This is a genomic window from Kosakonia pseudosacchari (assembly GCF_015167415.1).
Taxonomy (GTDB): domain Bacteria; phylum Pseudomonadota; class Gammaproteobacteria; order Enterobacterales; family Enterobacteriaceae; genus Kosakonia; species Kosakonia pseudosacchari.
In genome coordinates, this window is record NZ_CP063425.1 from 2,138,369 (window position 1) to 2,164,035 (window position 25,667).

The 25,667-nt window shown below is 54.8% G+C and carries 20 protein-coding genes and 2 tRNA genes; 8 read left to right on the plus strand and 14 right to left on the minus strand.

Annotated features, from left to right (window positions below):
* Nucleotides 1-171 precede the first annotated feature (171 nt).
* Both pykF and ynhH read right to left on the minus strand, forming a co-directional pair.
* Entirely contained in the window at nucleotides 172-1,584 is a 1,413-nt protein-coding gene (gene pykF / locus IP581_RS10090; protein ID WP_086869401.1) for a pyruvate kinase PykF, read from the minus strand.
* A gap of 14 nt (nucleotides 1,585-1,598) precedes the next feature.
* Complete coding sequence (gene ynhH / locus IP581_RS24175) at nucleotides 1,599-1,793, minus strand: protein YnhH (protein ID WP_428846029.1); 195 nt, start codon at nucleotides 1,791-1,793, stop codon at nucleotides 1,599-1,601.
* A 788-nt stretch (nucleotides 1,794-2,581) separates the two neighbouring features.
* Here ynhH and IP581_RS10095 point away from each other — a divergent pair.
* Both IP581_RS10095 and IP581_RS10100 read left to right on the plus strand, forming a co-directional pair.
* Nucleotides 2,582-3,838 carry an autotransporter strand-loop-strand O-heptosyltransferase gene (locus IP581_RS10095; RefSeq protein ID WP_193822675.1) on the plus strand — a complete coding sequence of 419 codons (1,257 nt, stop codon included), beginning with the start codon at nucleotides 2,582-2,584 and terminating at the stop codon, nucleotides 3,836-3,838.
* Nucleotides 3,839-3,869: 31 nt separating this feature from the next.
* Nucleotides 3,870-10,673, plus strand: coding sequence for an AIDA repeat-containing protein (locus IP581_RS10100; RefSeq protein ID WP_193822452.1), 6,804 nt, complete (start codon nucleotides 3,870-3,872; stop codon nucleotides 10,671-10,673).
* Between the two features lie 162 nt (nucleotides 10,674-10,835).
* On the opposite strand, the gene IP581_RS10105 is transcribed toward IP581_RS10100, so the two are convergent.
* The 3 genes from IP581_RS10105 to mdtK all read right to left on the minus strand — a co-directional run bounded on the left by IP581_RS10105 (nucleotide 10,836) and on the right by mdtK (nucleotide 12,526).
* Nucleotides 10,836-10,912, minus strand: a tRNA-Val gene (locus tag IP581_RS10105).
* Between the two features lie 12 nt (nucleotides 10,913-10,924).
* Nucleotides 10,925-11,001: transfer RNA gene (locus IP581_RS10110), tRNA-Val, on the minus strand.
* A gap of 151 nt (nucleotides 11,002-11,152) precedes the next feature.
* Nucleotides 11,153-12,526: an MdtK family multidrug efflux MATE transporter gene (gene mdtK, locus IP581_RS10115; protein WP_086869944.1), complete on the minus strand. Its 1,374-nt coding sequence runs from the start codon at nucleotides 12,524-12,526 to the stop codon at nucleotides 11,153-11,155.
* Nucleotides 12,527-12,841: 315 nt separating this feature from the next.
* Here mdtK and IP581_RS10120 point away from each other — a divergent pair, with 315 nt between their 5' ends.
* Nucleotides 12,842-13,483, plus strand: coding sequence for a riboflavin synthase subunit alpha (locus IP581_RS10120; protein WP_086869398.1), 642 nt, complete (start codon nucleotides 12,842-12,844; stop codon nucleotides 13,481-13,483).
* A gap of 32 nt (nucleotides 13,484-13,515) precedes the next feature.
* Here the strand turns inward: IP581_RS10120 and cfa are convergent, their stop codons facing one another.
* Together cfa and punC are read right to left on the minus strand one after the other, a co-directional pair.
* Nucleotides 13,516-14,664, minus strand: a complete 1,149-nt coding sequence (gene cfa / locus IP581_RS10125) for a cyclopropane fatty acyl phospholipid synthase (protein ID WP_086869397.1) — start codon at nucleotides 14,662-14,664, stop codon at nucleotides 13,516-13,518.
* Nucleotides 14,665-14,975: 311 nt separating this feature from the next.
* Nucleotides 14,976-16,172 carry a purine nucleoside transporter PunC gene (gene punC, locus IP581_RS10130; RefSeq protein ID WP_193822453.1) on the minus strand — a complete coding sequence of 399 codons (1,197 nt, stop codon included), beginning with the start codon at nucleotides 16,170-16,172 and terminating at the stop codon, nucleotides 14,976-14,978.
* Between the two features lie 111 nt (nucleotides 16,173-16,283).
* On the opposite strand from punC, the gene punR reads away from it, so the two are divergent.
* The gene (punR, locus tag IP581_RS10135; protein ID WP_086869394.1) at nucleotides 16,284-17,195 is read left to right on the plus strand and encodes a DNA-binding transcriptional activator PunR; all 912 of its coding nucleotides are present in this window, start codon (nucleotides 16,284-16,286) and stop codon (nucleotides 17,193-17,195) included.
* A gap of 18 nt (nucleotides 17,196-17,213) precedes the next feature.
* On the opposite strand, the gene purR is transcribed toward punR, so the two are convergent.
* Nucleotides 17,214-18,239, minus strand: coding sequence for an HTH-type transcriptional repressor PurR (purR, locus tag IP581_RS10140; RefSeq protein ID WP_086869393.1), 1,026 nt, complete (start codon nucleotides 18,237-18,239; stop codon nucleotides 17,214-17,216).
* Nucleotides 18,240-18,536: 297 nt separating this feature from the next.
* Here purR and cydH point away from each other — a divergent pair, with 297 nt between their 5' ends.
* Both cydH and IP581_RS10150 read left to right on the plus strand, forming a co-directional pair.
* Nucleotides 18,537-18,626, plus strand: coding sequence for a cytochrome bd-I oxidase subunit CydH (gene cydH / locus IP581_RS10145; RefSeq protein WP_086869391.1), 90 nt, complete (start codon nucleotides 18,537-18,539; stop codon nucleotides 18,624-18,626).
* A gap of 169 nt (nucleotides 18,627-18,795) precedes the next feature.
* Entirely contained in the window at nucleotides 18,796-19,965 is a 1,170-nt protein-coding gene (locus IP581_RS10150; RefSeq protein WP_193822454.1) for an MFS transporter, read from the plus strand.
* A gap of 54 nt (nucleotides 19,966-20,019) precedes the next feature.
* On the opposite strand, the gene sodB is transcribed toward IP581_RS10150, so the two are convergent.
* Nucleotides 20,020-20,601 carry a superoxide dismutase [Fe] gene (sodB, locus tag IP581_RS10155; protein ID WP_086869388.1) on the minus strand — a complete coding sequence of 194 codons (582 nt, stop codon included), beginning with the start codon at nucleotides 20,599-20,601 and terminating at the stop codon, nucleotides 20,020-20,022.
* Nucleotides 20,602-20,725: 124 nt separating this feature from the next.
* Nucleotides 20,726-21,556 (minus strand): C40 family peptidase, encoded by an 831-nt coding sequence (locus tag IP581_RS10160; protein ID WP_086869387.1) that lies wholly within the window; start codon nucleotides 21,554-21,556, stop codon nucleotides 20,726-20,728.
* A 339-nt stretch (nucleotides 21,557-21,895) separates the two neighbouring features.
* Here IP581_RS10160 and IP581_RS10165 point away from each other — a divergent pair, with 339 nt between their 5' ends.
* Nucleotides 21,896-22,240 (plus strand): Grx4 family monothiol glutaredoxin, encoded by a 345-nt coding sequence (locus tag IP581_RS10165; protein WP_065368638.1) that lies wholly within the window; start codon nucleotides 21,896-21,898, stop codon nucleotides 22,238-22,240.
* 38 nt (nucleotides 22,241-22,278) lie between these two features.
* Here IP581_RS10165 and rnt read toward each other — a convergent pair whose 3' ends face one another.
* From rnt to IP581_RS10185, 4 genes are all read right to left on the minus strand, one after another.
* Nucleotides 22,279-22,932, minus strand: coding sequence for a ribonuclease T (rnt, locus tag IP581_RS10170; protein WP_065368637.1), 654 nt, complete (start codon nucleotides 22,930-22,932; stop codon nucleotides 22,279-22,281).
* A 92-nt stretch (nucleotides 22,933-23,024) separates the two neighbouring features.
* A complete protein-coding gene (gene gloA / locus IP581_RS10175) occupies nucleotides 23,025-23,432 on the minus strand; it encodes a lactoylglutathione lyase (RefSeq protein WP_016496293.1) in 408 nt (135 codons plus the stop codon).
* Nucleotides 23,433-23,528: 96 nt separating this feature from the next.
* A complete protein-coding gene (nemA, locus tag IP581_RS10180; protein WP_193822455.1) occupies nucleotides 23,529-24,623 on the minus strand; it encodes an alkene reductase in 1,095 nt (364 codons plus the stop codon).
* 56 nt (nucleotides 24,624-24,679) lie between these two features.
* A complete protein-coding gene (locus tag IP581_RS10185) occupies nucleotides 24,680-25,276 on the minus strand; it encodes a TetR/AcrR family transcriptional regulator (protein WP_193822456.1) in 597 nt (198 codons plus the stop codon).
* 120 nt (nucleotides 25,277-25,396) lie between these two features.
* On the opposite strand from IP581_RS10185, the gene IP581_RS10190 reads away from it, so the two are divergent.
* Complete coding sequence (locus IP581_RS10190) at nucleotides 25,397-25,636, plus strand: DUF1289 domain-containing protein (RefSeq protein ID WP_016496290.1); 240 nt, start codon at nucleotides 25,397-25,399, stop codon at nucleotides 25,634-25,636.
* Nucleotides 25,637-25,667 lie beyond the last annotated feature (31 nt).

The window sequence follows — 25,667 nt, forward strand, 5'->3', positions numbered from 1 at the left end:
AAAGGTTAAAAAACGCGTGTTAAAACAGCGAGCTTCCATCGGATTCATCTTAGATAATGGCCAGTTTAAATAGTGAAATCCGATTGGATTTTTTATTTTAAATGGAGTCGAGAATATAAAAAAAGCGCCGCGAGGGCGCTTTTTTAATCAGTCCGAATTGTCCGGTTATTATTACAGAACGTGGACGGAAGCTGTGTTTGTGGTGCCGCTCGGAACCAGTGCGCCGGAAACCATAACCACTACGTCGCCTTTGCTTGCCAGGCCGCTGTCCAGCGCCACTTCTTTGCCCAGACGGTAGAAATCATCGGTAGAAGAGATCTCTTTCACCAGCTGCGGGATAACGCCTTTGCTCAGCACCAACTGACGCGCGGTCACTTCGTTGGTGGTCAGCGCCAGAATGGTGGCATCCGGGAAGTATTTACGCACAGCGCGAGCAGATTTACCGCCCTGAGTCGCAACAACAATCAGCGGCGCTTCCAGTTTTTCAGCAGTTTCAACCGCGCCGCGGCAAACCGCTTCCGTGATGCGCAGTTTACGGCTGTCGTTGTTGAAATCCAGACGGCTGGTCATCACGCGATCGGTACGCTCACAAATGGTGGCCATAATGGTCACCGCTTCCAGCGGGTATTTCCCTTTAGCGGATTCGCCAGAGAGCATCACTGCGTCAGTACCGTCGAGGATGGCGTTCGCCACGTCGCCAGCTTCAGCGCGGGTCGGACGCGGGTTTTTAATCATGGAATCGAGCATCTGGGTCGCAGTGATAACAACTTTGCGCGCGCGGATACATTTTTCAATCATCATCTTCTGCGCGAAGATCACTTCTTCAACCGGGATTTCAACACCCAGGTCGCCACGCGCAACCATGATGCCGTCGGATGCTTCGAGGATTTCGTCGAAGTTGTTCAGGCCTTCCTGGTTTTCAATTTTGGAGATGATCTGGATGTTCTCGCCGCCGTGCGCTTTCAGGTGCTCACGAATTTCAACCACGTCAGAACGTTTACGGATGAAGGAGGCCGCAACAAAGTCGACGCCTTGTTCGCAACCGAAGATCAGGTCTTGCTTATCTTTTTCAGCCAATGCCGGCAGGGCGATGGAAACGCCAGGCAGGTTTACGCCTTTGTTTTCACCGAGGTCGCCGTTGTTCAGCACTTTACAGATAACTTTATTGCCAACGATTTCGGTTACTTCCATACCAATCAGACCATCGTCTACCAGTACGGTGTTGCCAACGCTCAGATCGTTGGTGAAACCTTCGTAGGTCACGGCAACAGTGTCCGCGTTGCCAACAACAGATTTGTCAGTGGTGAAGGTGAAAGTCTGACCTGCTTTCAGGGAGACGTCGTTGCCACCTTCCAGTTTGATGGTGCGGATTTCCGGACCTTTGGTGTCCAGCAGAATTGCCGCTTTTTTACCGGTTTTGCTCATCACGTTGCGCAGGTTTTTAATGCGCTGGCCGTGCTCAGCATAGTCACCGTGAGAGAAGTTTAAACGCATGACGTTCATGCCAGCGTCCAGCATTTTCGCCAGCATCTCTTCGGATTCGGTTTTCGGACCGATGGTGCAAACAATTTTGGTCTTTTTCATGACAGTTCTGGTCTTTAAGTTTGAGTTGAGAAGGATTGGGAATTTACGCTCCGGTTAGCGCACGGCTTCGGAGTCAAACCTGTGTTGCGAAAAGAGCGATGCCACAGTCTAAGGATAGGTGACATCAAAAAAGCGTGCAGAAGAATGTGTGCCTGAGATTCAGCCAGATCGGGGAAAAATTGATGTGAGTAATTTGTTTTACAGTTCAATCAGCTGAATCCATTCAAATTAGGATGGCGGCATTATAACGTCGACATTGGCAGAAAGGAATTAAAAACGCTGTTTCAAAATACGAATTTATCGTCATTATCGATTTGTTGTGTAACCGTTATCACATAATTGCGTAACCGTTGCGCAGACGGGTCAGCCTGTGGCCTGGCCATCGTGGCGATGTGAGCTAAAACTCCTTTGCGGCAACGTTATTACGCTGCTACGGCTACGCTTATTTATCTTCTCACTCGATGAATCATAAAAATAAACAATAAGATTGTTCTGTTTATTTCGCTGCGTAAAAGTGCGTGGCCCTTAATTAAATAAAAAGTGTGCGCCAGTTTGCTTTTTAATAATTGTCGGGGCGACTTGTTTTTACTTCTCACTGTCATCTCAGTGAGGCGGATATATCTGGGAAAGACTCCCTGGATGCGTGGAAATATATTTTATATTTCTGAATTAATATCACGTTTTTGCATGAAATTTGCTTTAAGGATAATCCTAAATTAGCTACCTCCGTTTGCAGTTAAGTGATTGTTTTTAATATTTATTATAAATAAGTCGCGAAAGAGGGCAAAAACTAAATGGTTGATATTTCTGGAACTTAACTTTTAGAAAGAATTTGCAATAAAACGTCTTGTTACTACTCTTAATCGACTCTTGATGAGACTCGAAAAATTCATAAAAAATTTCGTTCCGGATTATTAGCGCCGGAGGTCGGCTGGTGCCTGATTATTATTTACTGCCAGCCTTATTTAACGCGTTTACTCATGATGAAGGTTGGGTGATGACGACTTCCGCCGTTGTTGGGCAGGGATATGCTTTTATTCCGCCGCCAGAAATTCCGACTCAGCAGGGACCGATGGGTATCCTGTATGATTTTAATGACGGTGCCCGGTTATTGTTGCCAGCTGGTAACTGGCGGGTCGAAATAAGCGATGACGAAACGGGAAATATCCTCTTTGCCGACGATGTCGCGCAGGGCTGGGTGATCAGCACAAAAAAATATTATGTGCCGTTTCGTCTGCGGGTCTGGGACGGCGCCCAGCCGGAGCCCGTGCTGGATCACGTTCTGGATATGCGCGGCCAAACGGTACTGGTTTCATTTCCCGGTGGTACGCTGGGCGACCTCATTGGCTGGGTACCTTACGCTGAACGCTTTCGGCAGACGTACCAGTGCAACGTTTATTGCACCATGGCACAGCCGATCGTCGATCTCTTCAAACCGGTCTATCCGCAGCTCCATTGCGCTACTCCTGAAGAGTGGCAGGCCGGGCCGGGCATGAGCGAGCCACCTTATGCCAGCTGGCGCGTTGGGCTGTTTTTTCATGGCGATCTCGACAAGCAGCCATTCGATTTTCGCGCCGTGGGTCTGCACCGCACCGCCGGGCATATTCTTGGTGTCGATCCCACGGAAATCGTTCCGGATCTGCGCCAGCGCAGCGCGCGTCGTATCGCTGAACCCTATGTCTGCATCGCGACCCAGTCCACCAGCCAGGCCAAATTCTGGAACAACGGCAACGGCTGGCATGAAGTCATCGATTATCTGAAAGAGCAGGGCTACCGCGTGCTGTGTATCGACAAAGAGCGCGTGGTAGGTCGCGGTTACATCTGGAACAAAATCCCCCACGGCGCGGAAGATTTCACCGGCAATCTGCCCCTTGCTGAACGTGTGGCGCTGCTGGAGCACGCCGAATTTTTTATCGGCCTCGGCAGCGGTCTCTCCTGGCTTGCCTGGGGCTGTCGGATCCCGGTGGTGCTGATCAGCGGATTCAGCCTGCCGAACAGCGAATTTCATACCCCCTGGCGCGTCATCAATACCCATGTCTGCAACGGCTGCTGGGATGACGTGCGGTTCAATTTTGATCATCAGGACTATTTCTGGTGTCCGCGCCACAAAGGCACGGACCGGCAGTACGAATGCACCCGTTTTATCACTGGCAAGCAGGTTATCGGCCATCTTCGTCGGCTGATTGCCCTGCGAAGCAATCCCTTTGGCATCAAAACAACAGCATTGGCAGACCCCGATCAACATGCCGCCTGACGGATGAGAGACGGGTTTCGAGGACATAGAAATGAAAAAAAGTCTTAACTGCAGTTACCGGCTGGTGTGGAATGACGTTCAGCGGGCGTTTGTGGTGGTTTCAGAACTGACCCGAGCGAAAGGCAAGCGCGCTGGCGGCGCGGTATTGATCTCGGCGGCGGTGGGCGGCCTGTTCGCAAGCAGCGGGGTGATGGCGTTCACCCTTGACGTCACCGGTTCGACGCGCGATGAGGTGGTGCAGGAGGGCGTGCAGAACGTGCATCCTGGCGGGTTAACCACCAATCACACCATCGGCAGCCGTGGCACCCAGATAGTGGCGGGCGGTCAGACTGTGGATACCCGCGTTCAGGATGGCGGTTCGCAGATTGTGCGCCAGAACGGTCAGACGACCGGTACCGTTGTCACTGACGGGACACAGATTGTTGAAGTGGACGGGACGGCAACAGGCACGCAGCTTAACAGCGGCGGCAAGCAGGCGGTCGCCGGCAGGGCTAATAACACCATTGTCGGTGCTGGCGGTGAGCAGACGGTGCTGGAAAGCGGACTGGCAAGCCAGACGATTATTAACTCTGGCGGCGTGCAAGCCGTCAACGGCAGTTCAGTCCAGGGCGTTATTAACACCGGCGGCATCCAGCTCATCAACGGCGGTGGTTTCTCTCAGGACGCGACGGTAAACAGCGGGGGTGTCCAGCACGTTAACGTCGGTGGTTCCGCTGCCGACACCGCCATTTTTGGCGGCGGTAATCAAATCGTGGCCGGTACGGTATCCGGTGCGCACCTTAACGACGGTGGCGCGCAACTGGTTCAGCAAACCGGCAAAGCTACCGGTACCATCATCAACAACCGTGGCACGCAGACCGTAGACGGCACCGCTATCTCCGCCGTTGTTAACGGCGGCGGTACCCAACTGGTGCATAGTGGCGCGCTTGCGGCGGGCACCATCGTGAACAGCGGCGGGGTTCAGCATATCAATCAGGGCGGAGCAGCTTCCGACGGCGTGGTGTTTGGCGGCGGCACCCAGGTACTGGCGGGGACTGCATCCGGCACCAGCGTCAACGACGGCGGTGCGCAACTGGTACAGGAAACCGGCAAATCTACCGGTACCATCATCAACAATCGCGGTACGCAGACCGTAGACGGCCAGGCCATCTCCTCGGTTGTTAATGCTGGCGGTACGCAGCAGGTTAACCGTGGGGGGCTGGCGACAGGCGGCGTAGTGAATACCGGCGGTTTGCAGCATATCAGCCAGGGCGGTGCAGCATCCGATGCCATTCTGCTCGGCGGCACCCAACTGGTGGAAGGCACCACCTCCGGCACCATTATTAATAATGGCGGATTGCAGCAGATCCACGCCAGCGGCACGAGCAGTGATGCGGTGGTTAACGCTGGCGGTGAACAGGATGTGGACGGCGTCTCGTTCTCCGCGGAAGTGAACGACGGCGGTCTGCAGAAAGTGCGCAGCGGTGGAGCCGCTACCAGCGCGGTGATCAACAGCGGTGGTATTCAGAATGTGCTCTCAGGTGGCTCAACTGCCTTCACAACACTGTTGGGCGGTATTCAGCAACTGGCGGGTGTGGCGGCAGATACCATTATCGGTGCCGGCGGCGTACAGCATTTTCAGGTAGGTGGCAGCGCCAGTGGATCGCTGATCAATGAAGGCGGCCTGCAACGCGTGGACGGCACGGCTACCTCATCGGTTATCAATGACGGCGGAGCCCAGCTGGTGAACCGCGGCGGGCTGGCGGACAACGCGACGGTTAACAGTGGCGGCCTGCAGCACATCAATGAAGGTGGCGCTGCATCCGACACCACGGTGTTTGGCGGCGGTAAGCAAGTTGTTGCCGGTACGGCCTCCGGCACCAGCATCAACAACGGCGCTTACCAGCTTGTGCAGGTCACCGGTAAAGCCACCGACACCATCATCAACAGCGGTGGCACTCAGGCGGTGGACGGCACAGCGATCGCCGCCGTGGTCAACGATAGCGGGGTGCAGTTGATCCATTCCGGTGCGCTTGCTACGGGCTCGCTGGTTAATTCTGGGGGGCTGCAGCACATTAACGAAGGCGGCGCTGCCTCGGATGCGCTGTTGTTTGGCGGTACTCAGATTGTCGAAGGTACGGCATCTAATACCCGTGTGGATTCGGGCGGCGTGCAGCAGGTTCACGTTACCGGCAAAACCATCGACAGCAAAATCTATGACGGCGGTTTCCAGGATGTTGACGGCACGGCTAACGGCACGATCGTCTACACCGGCGGTAAACAGCTGATCCGCAGCGGCGGTCATGCGAACGATACTCGCGTCGATAAAGATGGCGTGCAGATTGTGCGTGCCGGCGGCGCGGCCTCAAAAACGACGCTGCAGGGCGGAACGCAGCAGGTTGCCGGTATGGCAGGCGACACCGTTATCGGCGACGGCGGCATTCAGCACGTCCAGGTCGGCGGCATTGCCACGGGAGCGCTTATCAACAGCGGCGGCCTGCAGCGCGTTGACGGCTCGGCGACCTCCGCCGTGGTGAATAACGGTGGCGTGCAACTGGTGAACAGCGGTGGGCTGGCCGCTGGCTCCATCGTCAATAGCGGCGGTCTGCAGCACATTAATCTTGGTGGCGCGGCGTCTGATGGCACCATCTTTGGCGGGGGTAAACAGCTAGTAGCAGGGACCGCGTCCGGGACCAGCATCAGCGATGGCGGTCTGCAAATCGTGCAGGCTACCGGCAACACCTCCAGTACCCAAATCAACAGCGGCGGTGTGCAGAGCGTGGACGGCAGCGCCACCTCGTCCGTGGTACGCAATGGCGGTATCCAGTTGGTGAATAACGGTGGCCTGGCGGCAGGCACCGCCGTTCACAGCGGAGGTCTGCAGCACATCAACCTTGGTGGCGCTGCATCTGATGGCACCATTTTCGGCGGCGGTAAACAAGTGGTGGCGGGCACGGCATCCGGCACCAGTATCAACGATGGCGCTTATCAAATCGTCACAACCACCGGCAAAGCGACCGGTACCCTGATCAACAGCGGCGGTGTGCAGAGCGTTGATGGCAACGCGACTTCGGCCGTGGTGCGTAACGGCGGTATCCAGCTAGTGAATAACGGCGGTCTGGCGGCAGGCACCACAGTGAACAGCGGCGGCCTGCAGCACATCAATCTCGGCGGCGCGGCGTCTGACGGCACCATCTTCGGCGGCGGCAAGCAACTGGTGGAAGGTACCGCCTCCGGTGCCAGCGTGAACGATGGCGGTACGCAGCTGGTGGCAGGGAGCGGTAAAACCACTGACACCCATATCAACAGCGGTGGCGTACAGAGCGTAGATGGTACGGCTATCTCGTCCGTGATCAATAACGGCGGTCAGCAAATCGTCAACTACGGCGGTCTCGCTGCCGGTTCGATCGTCAATAACGGCGGGGTGCAACACATTTCCGCTGGCGGTGCGGCGTCTGACGGTACGGTGTTTGGTGGTGGTACCCAACTGGTGGAAGGTTCGGCTTCCGGCACCAGCATCAGCGACGGCGGGGTGCAACTGGTAACCAAGAGCGGCCAGGCCAGCGGCACGCTGATTAACAGCGGTGGCGTACAGCGCGTGCACGGCCAGTCGTTCGACGCGGTGATTAATAACGGCGGTGCGCAGATCGTTGACCCGTATGGCTGGGCACGCCAGAGCGTCATTAACGCCGGCGGGACGCAGATCCTGAGTAACGCTGCGGTGGCGATCTCCACCGTCTTGAACGGCGGTGCGCAGTACGTCAACAACGGCGCGAAATCCTTCGCCGCGCGACTGCTCGGCGGTACGCAGAACATCGGCAGCGGCGGGCAGGCCTTCGAAACACGCGTCGAGAAGGGGGGCGTGCAGAACGTTAACGCAGGCGGTTACACCTACGGCGGCACCATCTTTACTGGTGGCAGACAAAACGTTGCCGCCGGTGGCGTCACCGACTTTACTTTTGTCGATGGCGGCCTGCAGGTGGTTGACGGTACCTCGATTGTCAGCATTGTGAAAAACGGCGGACGTCAGGTCATCAACAAAAATGCCAATGCTGAAGTCTCTGTGGTAATTGATGGCGGCATTCAGGAAGTCTTCGGCACTACCACCGGATCGGAAATCACCCGTGCGGAACAACGTATTTTTAGCGGGGGTTCAGCCACTTCTACCGTGCTGAGCGACGGGGCGATACAGGGTATTTACGACGGCGCAGTGGTGACCGATACCCGTAACCGCAACAGCATCCAGAATGTGTACAGCGGTGGGCGCGCGGAAAACAACCTGATGGATGATTTCGCCGTACAAAACATCGCCGCAGGCGCAACGGCGGTGAACACCTCGATGATCAACTCCAGCCAGCAGAACGTGCGCGGCAGCGCGGTGGATACCGATCTTTCCGCGAATGCCGTGCAGAACGTCTACCGCGGCGGGACCGCCACGCGCACGGCGATCTACGAACGCGGAATCCAGAATATCTATAGCGGGGGTTCATCGGTCTTTGCCACCATCCAGGCTGGCGGGATCCAGAATGTGCTGAACGGCGGTACCGCGACCAGCACCACCATTAACGGTGGCGGTACCCAGAACGTCAACAGCGGCGGGACGGTGATCTCCACCATTATCCGTGAGGGCGGGATCCAGAACGTCAATGACGGGGCGATCGTTATCGACAACAAGGTGGTTGGCGATCAGGTGGTTAATCAGGGCGGCACTGTCGCCTCGTCCACCGTCAGCGAAAACGGTACTCAGAGTGTCACCTTTGGCGGCACGGCGATTGCCACTACCGTCAGCAAAGGCGGCGCCCAGTTCGTGCGTGCCGGGGGCGTGGCGGATCTGACGGCTATTGAGCGCGGCGGCATGCTGGCGCTGGAAGATGGTGCAACGGTCACCAATATCAATCTCAATAGCGGCGCAGCGTTGATGGCGGGCACCGACACCACGCTCAACGGCACCAACGCACTTGGCAGCTTCTCCATTGCCAATAAGGTTGCGGAAAGCGTGCTGCTGGAAGGCGGCGGTCTGCTGTCGGTTGCCGCTGACGGCAGCGCCAACAACACCGTAGTAAGCGAGAACGGTACGCTGAGCGTCACCGAGGGCGGTATGCTGACTGGGGTCACTAAAGTCAACGATGGTGCTACGCTTGCCGGTAATGTTAACAACAGCGGCGAACTGCGCATCACCACTGATAGCAGTGCCAACACCGTCAACGCGGCCATCAATGGTAGCGGTACGCTGTATAAAGAAGGAGATAACACGCTGACCCTGAGTGGCGCGCTTAATCAGGCGGGCGGTACCTATCTGCAGAGCGGTACCCTGGTATTCAGTGGGCTGGATGCCGTAACCGACATCATCGCTCAGCGCGGCACCTCGCTGCAGCTGACCAACGGTACCACGCTGACCGGGATGATCGACCCGACTGATTTAACCGTCGATGCCGGTTCAAGCTGGCTGATGACCGCAGACTCCCTGCTCAATAACCTGACGCTGGGCGGCTCGATCGATTACCAGGCACCGACCGGGACGTTCGTTCCGAAAACCCTGACCGTTACCAACCTGGTAGGCAATGGCGGCACCATTACCCTGAACACTCTGTTTACCGGTAATACCGCAGTGAGTGACAGCCTGGTGCTGGACGGCGGCACCGCCACTGGTAATACACAGATCGCCATTCGTAGCCAGGGCGGTCTGGGTGCACGTACCACTGGCAACGGCATTCAGGTGGTGAATGCCATCAACGGCGCGACCACGACCGATGATGCTTTCAGCCTCAACGGCAGCCTGCAGGCCGGTGCGTATAACTACACCCTGCAACAGGGCAGCGCCGACGAGAGCTGGTATCTGACGACTGCGGAAGCGGGTGGCAACGAGAACGGCCCGCAAAACTACCGTTCGGCGACGTATCTCTATAGCTCCGTCTATGCGCAGGCAATGGACTACGACAGTGCGCTGCTCGGCTCGCTGGATGCCCGTCGCTATGCGGCGCGTACCGCAGCCGAAAGCGGTAGCAACATGTGGGCGCGTTTCCAGGCCGGTCAACTGAGCCACGATCACGGCGGCAACGACCTGCGCAGTGGCAACACGCCGGATAGTAAAGGCGGCTATACCTTCCTGCAGATCGGTAGCGATCTGTGGCAGGGAGCGGCCTCTACCATGGAATGGACTGTTGGCGTGTACGGTGCGGCGGGGCTTTCTGCCGTCGACGTGCAGCGCAACAACAAGTCCAAAGCCGGTACGGTACGCGACGACGCTTACAGCGGTGGTCTCTATCTCAACGGCGTGCATGAGAGTGGCTGGTGGATGGATGTGGTGGCCCAGGGGACGCGCCACAACTTCGATACCAACCCGCGCGATGGCGACGGTCTGAAAACCCACGGCTGGGGCTACGTTGGCTCCTTCGAAACCGGTCTGCCGTTTGAGATTGGCGGCGGCCTGGTGCTGGAACCGCAGGTGCAGTACCAGTATCGCGGCGTGAACCTGAAAGATGGCAATGATGACGTCGCAGACGTGAAGTTCGGTGACGGTCACAGCCAGCAGGTGCGTGCCGGTCTGCGTCTGGGCAACAACGCGACGCTGAAAGAGACAGGCAAACCGGTACCGGTAAGCTGGTGGGTGCGTCCGTCTTTCATCCAGACCTTCGACTCGAAGGGTACGCTGAATGTCAGCGCGCCGGGCGTAGCAGGCAGCGAGGTCGCGTTCAATCCGGATCAGGACGGCACCGCCGCGTCGCTGGATGTCGGCATCGACGGCCAGATCCGCGATAACGTTACCCTCGGCGTGCGCGCGGGTTACACCCGGAGCATCGACGACGCAGGCACTGGCGGCTACGGTGGTCAAATCACGCTGAAAGTCGGCTTCTGATAACCAGGCTGCAATACGAAAAGCCGCGCCGCAGGGTGCGGCTTTTTTTATCAGCTAATTGCAGCATCTGGGGAAGGTCGCTTTATCTGTGGCGCTTACGCGTGGCGGTGATTTTCATGATGAGATGAAACAAGAGGAATAAATGCTGAGAATAACTAAGAATGGTGCGTCCGAATGGACTCGAACCATCGACCCCCACCATGTCAAGGTGGTGCTCTAACCAACTGAGCTACGGACGCACTGAAGAGGAATGGTGCGTTCAATTGGACTCGAACCAACGACCCCCACCATGTCAAGGTGGTGCTCTAACCAACTGAGCTATGAACGCAGTGTTGTGGTTGACAACGGGGACGAATATTAGCGGCAGGCCGGAGATGTGGCAAGTGGAAAATGGCAAATTTCTCACGCAATTCACTCGATTGCGGAACAACTAACCAAAACGCGGTGAAAGTAGCCGCCAACGGGCGGCTACTGCGGTTTTAACGTGCGGCGCGCTGCAAAATCAGCGCAGAAGGCTGGCGTTGCAGGAAACGCATCCGCAGCATCATCATTATCGCCGCCGACGTCAGGCCAATAATAAAGCCCATCCAGAAACCCGCAGGGCCCATTCTGTCGACCACTAAATCGGTTAACGCCAGCGTGTAACCCACCGGTAAACCCAGCACCCAGTAAGCTATAAAGGTGATAAAAAAGATCGAGCGCGTATCTTTATAGCCACGCAGGATACCGCTGCCAATCACCTGAATGGAGTCGGAGATTTGGTAAATCGCCGCCAGCAACATCAAGTGCGATGCCAGCGTCACGACCTCTGGATTATCGTTATAGATTAACGCGATATGTTCACGCATTAACGCGGTAAAAATCGCTGTTAATGCCGCCATGCAGATACCGACAATGAGTCCCGTGTGCGCTGATGTTTTTGCATCAAGCGTTGAGCCTTGCCCAAGGCGAAAACCGACGCGAATCGTCACTGCGGCAGCCAGCGACATCGGCAGAACGAACATCAGCGAACTGAAATTAAGCGCGATCTGATGTCCGGCGACATCGACAATACCCAACGGCGAAACGAGCAGCGCCACCACGGCAAACAGCGTTACTTCGAAAAAGAGTGCCAGCGCAATGGGAAGCCCGAGCTGGGTCAGGCGTTTTAACACCGCGAAGTCCGGTTTGGCAAAACGTTGCATGGCTTGAATATCACGCATCGCGCGGGCGCGTTTGACGTACAGGCGCATGCAGAAAAACATCACCCAATAGACGGACGCTGTCGCCACACCGCAGCCCACGCCGCCGAGTTCGGGCATACCGAAATGACCGTAAATAAAGATGTAGTTCACCGGGATATTCACCAGCAGGCCGACAAACCCCATCAGCATACCCGGGATCGTGCGGGCGAGGCCTTCGCACTGATTACGCATCACCTGGAAAAAGAGATAGCCCGGCGCCCCCCACATCAGCGCACGCAAAAACCGCACGGCTTTATCCGCCAGTTGCGGGTCGATGTTATGCATGGCGTAAATAATATGACCGGCATTCCACAGCACAATCATGATCAACACTGCGACCAAGCCCGCCAGCCAGAACCCCTGACCAACCTGATGGGCGATTCTGTCGCGACGTCCGGAACCGTTTAACTGGGCAATCACCGGCGTCATTGCCAGCAGCAGGCCGTGGCCAAACAGAATGGCGGGAAACCAGATTGACGTCCCGATTGCCACCGCCGCCATATCCGTGGCGCTATAGCCGCCGGCCATGACCGTATCGACGAAGCCCATGGCTGTCTGGGCGACCTGCGCGAAAATAACCGGCACGGCGAGCGCCAGTAACTGACCCGCTTCTCTTATATACTTCTGCACGCGAACACCTTTTATCTTGTTGTTATAAATAAGAAAGGAACGACTAATCAGGAAGGAGTTTTTCCTTGTGCTAAAAAGGATGCCGCACAGCGATGGGTGCGACATGTGTACAAATATTACCTGCTATGGCGCGCTTTTGCCATGCCAGTCATAAAGCAAAATTATCTTTTAGCACGCGGCGCTACGCTTATCTTCTCACCAGAGTGGCGGGAAAAAGGGGGGCAGGGCGATTGAAACTGGCAAGGGTAAATTTCACCTGTTATTGTGCGTAAAGAACACGGTAATGACCGTATGAATGGAACAGGAGTGGTAAGTATGTTTACGGGTATTGTGCAAGGCACGGCGAAACTGGTGTCAATTGATGATAAACCCAATTTCCGCACTCACGTTGTTGAGTTGCCTGAGACGATGCTGGATGGCATTGAGACCGGCGCTTCCATTGCCAATAATGGTTGCTGCCTGACTGTGACGGCGATTAATGGCAGCCATATCAGCTTTGATCTGATGAAAGAGACGCTGCGTATCACCAATCTCGGCGATCTGCAGGTGGGCGACACGGTAAACGTTGAGCGCGCCGCAAAATTCAGTGATGAAATTGGCGGTCACTTAATGTCGGGTCATATCATGACCACCGCCGAAATTGTCAAAATTCTGACCTCAGAAAATAACCGCCAGATCTGGTTCAAGGTGCAAGATCCTGCGCTGATGAAATACATTCTGTACAAAGGATTTATCGGCATTGACGGGATAAGTCTGACGGTTGGCGAAGTCACCAGCAGCCGGTTTTGTGTGCATCTGATTCCGGAAACGCTGCAGCGCACGACGCTTGGCGCGAAAAAGCTGGGCCATCGCGTGAATATCGAAATCGACCCGCAAACGCAGGCCGTTGTTGATACCGTGGAACGCGTGCTGGCTTCGAAAGAAGCGGCGATCGTAGCCGCTGCCAGTGAAGAGTAAAAATAAACCCCGGCATGCCGGGGTTTATTTTGTTAACGCGCCACGCGCAACCCGTGTTCGATCCCTCGGCTGAAAACCACCTGCCAGAGCTGAATATCTCGCGCACGAAACGCTCCCGCGCAGGCATTGAGATAATAGCTGAACATCCGTTTAAAGCGTTCCGAGTAGTTGTCGGCAATTTCCGGCCAGGCGTCAAGAAAACGCTCATACCACGCCATCAACGTACGGTCATAATCCGCGCCGAAATTGTGCCAGTCTTCCATCACAAAGTGTGATTCGCTGGCATCCGCAATCTGGCGCACAGAAGGCAGACAGCCATTCGGGAAGATGTAGCGGTTGATCCACGGATCAACATTGTGATCGGTTCGTTTTGAGCCGATGGTGTGCAGTAAAAAAATGCCATCGGGTTTCAGGTTACGATCAACGACGCGGAAATAGGTCGCGTAGTTTTTTGGCCCGACATGTTCAAACATGCCAACGGAAACAATGCGGTCAAATTGCTCGTCGAGATCGCGATAATCCTGCAAGCGAATATCGACATCCAGCCCTTCGCAACGCTTCTGCGCCAGTTTTTGCTGCTCTGCAGAAATCGTCACGCCAACCACACTGACGCCATAATGTTGCGCCATAAACTGCGCCAGGCCACCCCACCCACAGCCAATATCCAGCACGCGCATGCCGGGTTTCAACTGCAGCTTTTCACCAATAAGCCGCAGTTTTGCCCGTTGTGCGTCATCCAGCGTTTCAGCGTCTTTCCAGTAGGCGCAAGAGTATTGCATCTGCGGATCCAGCATGCGGGTAAAGAGATCATTACCAAGATCGTAATGTTCTTTGCCCACAATCCAGGCCCTTTTTTTGCTTTGCAGATTAAATAATCTTGCTCCGGCAATGCGGAGTGTGTCTTTGAGATGATGCGGAAGTTGGTTTTCCAGCCCGGCGCGCAACACCTTGGTAAAGAATATGTCCAGGCGGGGGCAATCCCACCAGCCGTCCATATAACTTTCGCCGAGTCCGAGCGAGCCTTCCTGTAAAACGCGTTTGAAAAAATCAGGATTTTTCACCTGAATATCTGACGCTGCGGGACCGTTGACGCGGATACCTGCGCGACCCAGCAGTTCGTTTGCTATACGGAACCAATTGTCATCCCGTACGCTAACTTCTTCTATACACGATGAACTCATAACTTCTCCATCACTGGTAGTGATCAGAACCTTCAAACAGCGTAGACGCTTTTTCGGGCTTGTGAGAAATCTCACGGTTTTCACCGTGAGGCTGATATCCGACGTAGAACAGAGGAAGGGAGAGGACCCTTGCCGAAAGGCCTTCCATGGGTAAACGGGTACAATCCGGTACCCGTTAATGCATAATATTTATCGTATTTATTAAACAGCCGAAAATGAGTATAGGCTTCAAAATCGGGTGATTCAATAAAAAGCCAGTAGCAAGCTAACCACTGCGTTATTGATAGTCGCTTGCGCAACTATCAATGCGATTAATGCGACGAGGAAGCCACCACCTTTTTATCTGCCAGTTCATCGGCTGCGCGGCGCTGAAGCCGATAGCCCAATGCGGCCAGCAGCACCATTGCTACCATGACACTGGTTGTCGTAAGCAGTGGTGTGGCGATGAGCCATGAGACGACCAGGCTTGCCAGGAAACATAAACCCAGTTGTAGCGTATTCTGCAAAGCTGCGGCGCGGCCGGTAGCTTGCGGGAAAGGACGCAGCGCCTGCGCGACCACGATCGGGTAAATCGCGCCGTTGGCCATCGCCATAAAGCAGAAGGGGATGAGCAGCGCGGTCAGCGAAACGTCCGGCATAAAACCAACGGCCCAGGTGGCGAGGACGCTTAACGCGAACGCCCCCAGCAGCCACGGCAGTAAACGCGAACCCTGCCATTTCTGCAGCGCGGCACGGCAACCGTAACCGCCGACCAAAAAGGCGATGGTTTGCGGCACATAACTGAGGCCAATCACCGATGGGCCATAACCCATTTCATGCAGAATAAACGGCGAACCGGTCAGCCAGGCGAAGAAACTGGCCGAGCAGGCGGCATAGATAATGACATTCCCGCGATAATCCCTGGCGCGCAGCAGATCCATAAAGGTCAGCGGTTGTTCGTGGTGCTCAATTTTATTCGCCGGTGCTTTCAGTCGCCATGCCGGGATCATCAGAATCAATGTGATCGCCAGTAAGGTGGCGAAAATGGCCTGCCAGTTGAAATGCGCAAGGATCCAGGCTCCCAGCAGCGGTGCCAGAGCGGGTGTTAAACCAACGAGCGGCATAATGGTGGCGAAGATGCGATTAACGCGATGCGTGGGATAGTTATCCGTCACCAGCGCCTGCCAGCTTACTGTCGCGGCGCAGACGCCAACCGCCTGGACAAAGCGCAGCACCAGCAGCAGGGTTGCATCGCGTACCCATAATGTACCCAGACAGCCCAGCGCGAAAATCGCCAGCCCGGCCAGCAAAACCGGCTTGCGGCCATAGCGATCCGATAGCGGCCCCCATACCAGTTGCGCAATGGCAAAGCCCGCCAGAAACAGGCTTAAGGTTGCGCTAACCACCGCAGACGATGTGTGTAAATCTTGCTGTATCGCGCTGAAAGCGGGGAGGTACATATCAGTGGCTAAAAAGCCGAGCACGCTTAATCCCGCGAGCCAGACTAAAAATCCATTGCCAGGTTGCATGTGGGTTTCTCTTTATTGCAGGTAATCAGGGCTGTTGAGTGTAAGGAGTGCATTAAGGCTTGTGAAACGCTAATATTTGCGTAGTGGTTTCAAAATTTTTGCAGGCAGATTATGTGGTCAGAATATTCGCTGGAAGTGGTTGATGCTGTCGCCCGCAATGGCAGTTTTAGCGGTGCAGCGCAGGAGTTACACCGTGTGCCCTCTGCAGTGAGCTATACCGTGCGACAGCTTGAGGAGTGGCTGGCTGTTCCGCTGTTTGAACGCCGCCATCGTGATGTCGAGCTCACGCCTGCCGGGGTCTGGTTTTTGAAAGAAGGGCGTGCTGTTATCAAAAAAATGCAGATCACCCGTCAGCAGTGTCAGCAAATCGCTAACGGCTGGCGCGGACAACTGGCGATTGCGGTCGACAACATCGTCAAACCTGAGCGTACCCGGCAATTGATCGTCGATTTCTATCGCCATTTCAGCGACGTTGAGTTACAGGTCTACCAGGAAGTATTTAACGGTGTCTGGGATGCGCTTGCTGATGGGCGGGTTGAACTGGCGATCGGCGCAACGCAGGCCATTCCCGTCGGCGGGCGCTATGCGTTTCGCGATATGGGGATGCTGAGCTGGAAATGTGTGGTTTCCAGTCGCCATCCGCTGGCGTCACTGGCAGGCCCGCTTAGCGACGACACCTTACGCAACTGGCCTTCACTTATCCAGGAAGATACGTCCCGTTCGTTGCCCAAACGTATTACCTGGCTGCTGGATAATCAGAAACGCGTGATCGTCCCGGATTGGGCGTCGTCGGAGGCGTGCTTATCGGCAGGATTATGCGTGGGAATGGTGCCGGCACACTTTGCCCGCCCACGGCTCGACAGCGGTGACTGGGTCGCGCTGACGCTGGAAAACCCCTTCCCGGACGCGGCGTGCTGCCTGACGTGGCAGCAAAATGAAGCTTCCCCGGCGTTAAACTGGCTGCTGGAATACCTGGGAGATAGTGAAACGCTGAATAATGAATGGTTACGGGAGCCGAATTAACGGCTCCGTAATAAGCGATTAGCGGCGGTAGTCGCGGAACGGACCATCGGCCACGGAACGGCGCTCAACCAGGCGCGGATGCACTTCAATAGACTGCGACTCTTCGCGCTTGTTGACGATGCGATCAAGCAGCATGGTAAACGCCGTTTCTCCCAGCGAGTCTTTCGGCTGGTGAATCGTGGTCAACGCCGGGGTGAAGAAGCGTGAGTTACGCACGTTGTCATAACCAATCAGGGAAATATCCTGCGGTACGCGTAAACCCATCTCATCGGCAGCGCACAGCGCGCCCATTGCCATAATGTCACCACCGCAAAAGACAGCGGTAGGACGATGCGCCTGACCGAGGATTTGCTGCATCGCGCGATAGCCGGATTCCGGCTCGAAATCGCCCTGGACGATCCAGCTTTCCGGCACGCTAATAAGAGCTTCTTCCATCGCTTTCATAAAGCCAGCCAGACGGCCAGCGCCAGTGTTACGCTCCAGAGGACCGGGGATCACGCCAATATCGCGGTGTCCGCGGTCAATAAGATAGCGCCCGGCCATATAACCGCCTTCAAAGGCGTTATCAATAACGGAATCCGTAAAGTCGGCCTTCGCTTCGCCCCAGTCCATCACCACCATCGGGATATGGCGGTACTCTTCGAGCATGCTTAACAGCGATTCCGGGTATTCGGAACACATTACCAGCAAGCCATCGACGCGTTTTTGCGCCATCATCGACAGATAAGCCCGCTGTTTTTCCAGGCTATTCCAGGCATTACCGAGGATCAGGGTGTAACCCTTCTGGAAGCACTTTTTCTCAACGGCTTCAATAATTTCAGCAAAGTAGGCCGCTTCACTGCTGGTGGCCAGCAAGCCGATCGATTTTGTGTGATTCACTTTCAGGCTGCGGGCGACGGCGCTGGGGGAATAGTGCAACTCTTTAATCGCCGCCCACACGGCATTGCGCGTTTCTTCGGCGACGAAACGGGTTTTGTTAATTACATGTGATACGGTTGTAGTGGAAACGTTTGCTCGTTTCGCTACGTCTTTAATCGTTGCCATCAGATATCACTCCAGACCATATCATAAGCTCCTGATAATACATAAGGTAAACGTTTGCCTTTAATCACCCTGTACCCATCAAAGGGGGTGCGGTACGCCGGGAAAACGACACTGGACGTCAGGAGGGGAGTCAATGGCCGGTACGCTAATAAATTTAGCGTCGAATTTTGTCTGATCTTGAGCAAAAGGGGAAGTATTAAAACGTTTCTCCTGCCAATTCCCGCAAGATTTTTAAGATAATTTGTGCAAAAATGCGTTATCTCACTTTTTGTGGGGAAATTAAAAAGGGGAAAATTGATGAGCACCGATCTGAAGTATTCTTTAATCACTACCGTCATCGTTCTGGGCCTGATTGTTTTCGGCGGTCTGACTGCTGCACTGCATTGATCTATCGCGAGGGAGAGCCTCTTCTCCCTCGGTTTTCTTCCCCCGCTATTGTTATCACTTCTGCAATAATCTTTTGTCATTCTGCTAACTTCTGTTTTTTGTGATAGCTGTCATACTTTTGACTTCAGCGACAGGGTCGCAAGTCGGCATGTCTATTTTGGAGTGACAGATGAAAATTAATTTCCCTTTGCTTGCCCTGGCGATTGGCGCCTTCGGCATTGGTACCACCGAGTTTTCCCCGATGGGATTACTGCCGGTTATTGCCCGCGGCGTTGACGTTTCTATTCCGGCGGCGGGGATGCTGATTAGCGCCTACGCGATCGGCGTGATGGTCGGTGCGCCGTTAATGACGTTGCTGCTGTCTCACCGCGGCAGACGCAACGCCCTGATCTTTTTGATGGCGATTTTTACGCTCGGTAACGTGCTGTCGGCGATTGCGCCGGATTACGCCACATTAATGCTGGCGCGTATCGTCACCAGCCTGAACCATGGCGCTTTCTTTGGTCTTGGTTCGGTGATGGCAGCAAGCGTGGTCGCGAAAGAGAAGCAGGCCAGTGCGGTGGCGACCATGTTCATGGGGCTGACCATTGCTAACATTGGCGGTGTCCCTGCCGCGACCTGGCTGGGTGAAACCATTGGCTGGCGTATGTCGTTCATGGCTACCGCCGGGCTGGGTGTGATTGCCATGGCGAGTCTGTTCTTTTCACTGCCGAAAGGTGGCGCAGGTGAGCGCCCGGACGTGCGTAAAGAGCTGTCGGTGCTGGTGCGCCCGCAGGTGTTATCCGCGTTGCTGACCACCGTGCTCGGTGCGGGTGCCATGTTCACGCTGTATACCTATATTGCGCCGGTGCTGCACACCATTACCGATGCCACTCCCGTTTTTGTCACGGCGATGCTGGTGTTGATTGGCGTTGGCTTCTCCATTGGTAACTATCTCGGCGGCAAACTGGCGGATCGTTCCGTAACCGGCACGCTGAAAGGCTTTTTACTTCTGCTGATTGCCATCATGCTGGCGATCCCGTTCCTGGCGCGCAGTGAAGTGGGCGCGGCTATCAGCATGGTGGTATGGGGCGCGGCGACGTTTGCGGTGGTTCCACCGTTGCAGATGCGTGTCATGCGCGTTGCGCACGAAGCACCTGGGCTTTCATCGTCAGTCAATATCGGTGCCTTTAACCTTGGTAATGCGCTGGGTGCGGCAGCCGGTGGGGCAGTGATTTCCGGTGGGCTGGGTTATGATTTCGTCCCGGTTATGGGGGCGATTATTGCCGGGCTGGGCCTGCTGGTGGTGCTGTTCTCTGGTCGCTCACAGCCAGAACGTGCTTATGCCGCTGCAGAATAAATAGCAGGAATGCAAAAAAGGAGGGGCTGGCCCCTCCTTTGTTTTATGTCACGTTTATGCCGCTAAATTTTTGGCAACGAATGACCAGTTTACCAGCGCCCAGAAATGTTCGAGGTAGTTCGGGCGCGCATTACGGTAATCAATGTAATACGCATGTTCCCACACATCGACGGTTAACAGCGGGGTTGCATCGCTTGTCAGTGGAGTGCCCGCATTAGACGTTGAAACAATGGCCAATGCGCCATCCGCTTTTTTCACCAGCCACGTCCAGCCTGAACCGAAGTTTTTTACTGCCGCATCAGTGAATTGCGCTTTGAATTCGGCAAAGCTACCGAATGATTTGGTGATAGCCGCCGCCAGTTCACCGGTCGGTTCACCGCCGGCATTCGGAGCCAGGCAGTGCCAGTAGAAGGTATGGTTCCAGACCTGGGCGGCATTGTTGAACACGCCGCCTTCGCTGCTTTTCACAATCTCTTCCAGAGTTTTCCCTTCAAAAGCGCTGCCTTTGATCAGGTTGTTGAGGTTGGTGACATACGTCTGATGATGTTTACCATAATGGTATTCCAGCGTTTCGGCTGAGATATGCGGCGCCAGGGCGTCTTTTGCATACGGTAATGCAGGTAATTCAAACGACATTGCTATTCTCCTTTCATTATTTTAATGACATCCAATAGCCCTACTGGATGTGCGGATTAGGGTAGCAAATCGAAAGGGCAGACTAAAGAGGGAGTTACCTGCCGCAGGTGCGGCAGGTGAGGGATTAGCGAATGGTTTTCGGCGTTACGACGCGACGCGCGCCAACATAATGACGCTGCCAGTAATCTTCACTCAGTGATGTGACCTGAATATCCTGGCCGCTACGCGGAGACTGAATGAATTTACCATTGCCGACGTACACACCAACGTGATCGGCTGTACCACGGCCCTGGGTACGGAAGAACACCAGATCGCCGCTCTCCAGTTCCGCCACATTCACCGGCGACGCATCGCGCAGGTGATACATCTCATTGGCGGTACGCGGAATACGGAATTTCACCAGATCTTTATACGCGTAGTAGACCAGACCGCTGCAATCGAAACCGGTGCTCGGTGAGGTACCGCCCCAGTGATAAGGCTTGCCAATCTGGTTCATCAGCTTGGACATGGCGGTTTTTTGGGCTTTCTGAATGCGAACTTTATGCACATCGGCGATGGCGTTAGTGCTTTTGACCTTCACACAATGCGGCTTGTGGCCTTTGCGCGGCGTACATTTTTCAGTCCAGGTGACAGCGGTGGTTTTTAACGGGCTGGATGCATTACGACGCGAGGTGATTTTGCTGGCTTTTTTACTGGTGGTAACTTTTTTGTTTGCCGGAGTTTTTTTGCTCTCCGTTATTTTTTTGCTGGTGGTTTTTTCTGCCGGACTGCGACTGTTTTTCTTTGATGTCTTTTGGGATGTATTTTTTTTCTTACGTTCGGATGCTTTCGCCAGATGCGATTTTTGCACGGCCGATGCTCGCGCCTGTTCTGAGGCACTCGCTAATGGCGTGAAAGAAATCGTGGTGAACAACAAAGCACAGAGCGTGATTGAAGCTTTTGGTATCCGCGCCACTGAGCAATCCCCTGTTAGGGCAAGCATTTAATATGCCTGCAAATGGTTTTTTAAAACTCGTCGATTCTAATCCATAAAAACCCCAAAAGTTAATACTGTTTTTGCATCTATAGCTTCGTTTCGTTAACAAGCGCAAAAAAAAGCAGCAAAACGTTTCTATGTGCGCAAGAGTTAGGCAGCAAGCGGGATGGCGAGTTGCGTTAAGTCATATTCTTAAGGCAACTTTTGCCGACAGACGATAAAATCATGAACGGTGAACAAAATGTTATTTTCCGATGTCCCATTGAACCGTTACAATGGCGAACATCTGCCGTAGAAGAAGTTGAAGGAAGCAAGACAATGAGCACAACACTTGAAAAAATCCAGCGCCAGATCGCTGAAAACCCGATTCTGCTGTATATGAAAGGCTCTCCGAAGCTGCCAAGCTGCGGTTTCTCCGCCCAGGCGGTGCAAGCGCTTTCTGCATGCGGTGAACGTTTTGCCTATGTAGACATCCTGCAAAACCCGGATATTCGCGCAGAACTGCCGAAATACGCTAACTGGCCAACCTTTCCGCAGCTGTGGGTTGAAGGCGAACTGGTTGGCGGCTGCGATATCGTGATTGAAATGTATCAGCGCGGTGAATTGCAGACGCTTATCAAAGAAGCAGCGGCAAAACATAAAGACGAGCCGGGCGCAGAGTAATTTCTGCCAACAAAAAAGCGACCTGACGGTCGCTTTTTTTATGCCTCATTTTCATCCGCGATGGGCAACGGCCAGCCGCCGAGACGCTTCCAGCGGTTGACGATTTCGCAAAACAGCAGAGCAGTTTGCTCTGTATCGTACAGTGCGGAGTGCGCCTGCGAGGCGTCAAATGCGATGCCCGCCGCGCCACACGCTTTTGACAGCACTGTCTGCCCGAGCGCCAGCCCGCTTAATGACGCGGTATCGAAAGTGACAAACGGGTGGAACGGGTTGCGTTTCAGCGAAGCGCGCTCCGCAGCGGCCATCATAAAACTGTGATCGAATGTCGCATTGTGCGCCACCATGATCGCGCGGTTACAACCCTGATCTTTAATGCCTTTGCGCACCATTTTAAAAATGGCATGCAGCGCGTCATGCTCACTTACCGCGCCACGCAGCGGGTTGCTCGGATCAATGCCGTTAAAGGCCAGTGCTTCGGGTTGCAGATTCGCGCCTTCGAAAGGCTCAACGTGGAAATGCAGCGTGCTGTCGGGCATGAGCCAGCCTTGTTCATCCATTTTCAGCGTAATGGCGGCGACTTCCAGCAGTGCGTCGGTTTTGGCGTTAAACCCGGCGGTTTCAACATCAATTACCACAGGATAAAAACCGCGAAAACGGTCGCACAGACCAGTCAGTTGAGCGTTATCGGACATCAGGATCTCTTGATACGGGAAAATGGCAGCGCATTATGGCAAATTTTACGAAGGGATGTAAAACAGCGGGCGCAAACCGCGCCCGGAGGGGATTAGTTACCCAGGCCTTTACCGGCGTCTTTCTCTTCGATCAGCTCGATTTTGTAACCGTCCGGATCTTCAACAAAGGCGATAACCGTGGTTCCACCTTTAACCGGACCCGCTTCACGCGTCACATTCCCGCCATTGTTGCGGATAGCTTCGCAAGCTTGCGCCGCGTTTTCCACGCTCAGCGCGATATGACCATAAGCATTACCCAGATCGTAGCTTTCCACGCCCCAGTTGTAGGTCAGTTCAATCACCGCTTCTTCGCTTTCCGGGCCGTAGCCAACGAAAGCCAGCGAATATTTATATTCCGGGTTTTCACTGGTCCGCAGCAGCTTCATGCCCAGCACGTTAGTATAAAATTCGATGGAGCGTTGCAGGTTGCCGACGCGCAGCATGGTGTGAAGTAAGCGCATAATGTCCTCTTGTATGAATGTGTTAACGTTCCGAATAGAAACACAGTTTTAAGTATAGCGGCGGAGAGCCGCCGCTATCAATGAACAATCAGAGGATCACAGAGAAGGGTAGTCGGTGTAACCTTCCGCGCCGCCGCCATAGAAGCTTTCCGGGCGCTGCGGGTTCAGTTCCGTTTTTAATTGCAGACGTTTTACTAAATCCGGGTTGGCGATGTAGTCGCGACCAAAAGCCACGGCGTCAATCAAGCCTTTCTCAATGAGTTCTTCCGCTTTTTCTGGCGTATACGCACCCGCCCCGATGATGGGGCCGTGGAAGCGCGCGCGCACTTTTTCACGGAACGCGTCGGTATACGGCTCGCCGCCTGCCCAGTCTGGCTCGGACATATGCAGATAGGCGATTCCTCGTTTACCGAGTTCCTCAATCAGATAGAGCGCATCTGCTTCCTCGTTCGGGCCATTATCCAGGTTCTGGAAAGTGCCAATAGGGGACACGCGAATGCCAATACGCTCTGCATCCCACTCCTTGCTCACCGCGTCGACCACTTCGAGAACCAGACGTGCGCGATTTTCCACGCTGCCGCCGTACTGGTCGGTACGCTGGTTCGCTGATGGTGAAAGGAATTGGTGCAGCAGATAGCCATGAGCCGAGTGCAGCTCCACCATGTCGAAACCTGCCTCACGAGCGTTGGCAACCGCCTGGCGAAAATCGTTCACAATACCCGGGATTTCGTCGGTTTCCAGCGCACGCGGCGTGGAGGTATCCTCGCGAATGGCGTTGCCATTGGCATCGCGCAGTGTAGTACGAGTTCCGGCATTGATGGCCGAGGGTGCGACAGGTGCGGCGCCGCCCGGTTGTACGCTGGTATGAGAGATACGACCGGTGTGCCACAATTGCACGGCGATACGACCGTTTTCGCGATGCACGCCATCGGTGATTTTCTGCCACGCCGCGATTTGTTCCGCGCTGTGCAGACCCGGTGCGCCGGCATAGCCTTTCGCCTGGGCGGAGATTTGCGTGGCTTCGCTGATAATCATGCCGGAGCTGGCGCGCTGACGATAATATTCCGCCATCAACGGCGTAGGAATATCACCCGGTTCGATGCTGCGCAGTCGCGTCAACGGCGCCATAAAAACGCGGTTTGGAACGGTAATCGCGCCCACTTTCAGCGGCGTAAATAATTTACTGGACATAACAACTCCTGAATAGACCGGTCGACTAGTAAAAAGTGAAATAAAAATGCCTGTTATCAGACAGGCGTTGCGATGATGTTGTTTGCATGCGCCAGCGCGCTTTCCAGCGGCAGGGCGCTTCGCGAAATTTTGGCCTGCAAATTGGCACCTAACCACAGGGAGTACAACACTTGCGCCTGCGTAAGTGGTTCGCCCTGAAACGTTAAGCTGCGATCGTTACGCCCTTTTTCCAGCGTATCCGCGAGCAGGGCGATAACGCCGCTCGCGCCTTTATCCATTGCTGAACGCATGTCTTCCGACAGATCGCACACTTCAGCCGACAGCTTCACCGTCAGGCAACCACTAATAATTCCCTGTTGGCTAAATTGCCGGAGCGTTTCCTGATAATACGCCAGCAGCCTGTCGCGGTAGTTTCCTGGCCCGCTGGCGAAATGGGTCGCCAGCCGCTGGTGATAAGCGGCATAGTGACGCTCAAGCAACGCCACGCCGAACGCCTCTTTGGAGCGAAAATAGTGGTAAAAAGAGCCTTTTGGCACTTCTGCCGTTTTCAGTAATTCGCTCAGGCCCATACCGGTAAACCCGCGATGCATACAAAGCTGCTCGCCGGTCGCCAGTAAATGTTCGCGCGTGTCATGTTCGGTATTTCTGCTCATCGCGCCACTCTACTAGACCGATCGGTCTGTTGCAAGTGGCGAACAATGCGTTTTTCGCCTTGCACGTTGTCGACAGGCAGTCTTCAATAAAGGGAACTGCCTGTATTAACGGAGACGACTGTGCCAGAACAACTGGAGTTTTTCCCCGTCCAGAGCCCGTGCCGCGGTATTTGTCAGTCGGATGAGCGTGGTTTTTGTCGTGGCTGCATGCGTAGTCGCGATGAGCGTTTTAACTGGCAAAAAATGACCGATGCGCAAAAGCAGGAGGTGCTGCGTTTGTGCCGCCAGCGTTTGCAGCGCAAAATGCGTGCAAACAAAGCCTCTTCTGCGGAAGAACCTCAGCAACCTTCACTGTTTTGAACGCGAAAATGCGTATACTCGAAGGCAAATT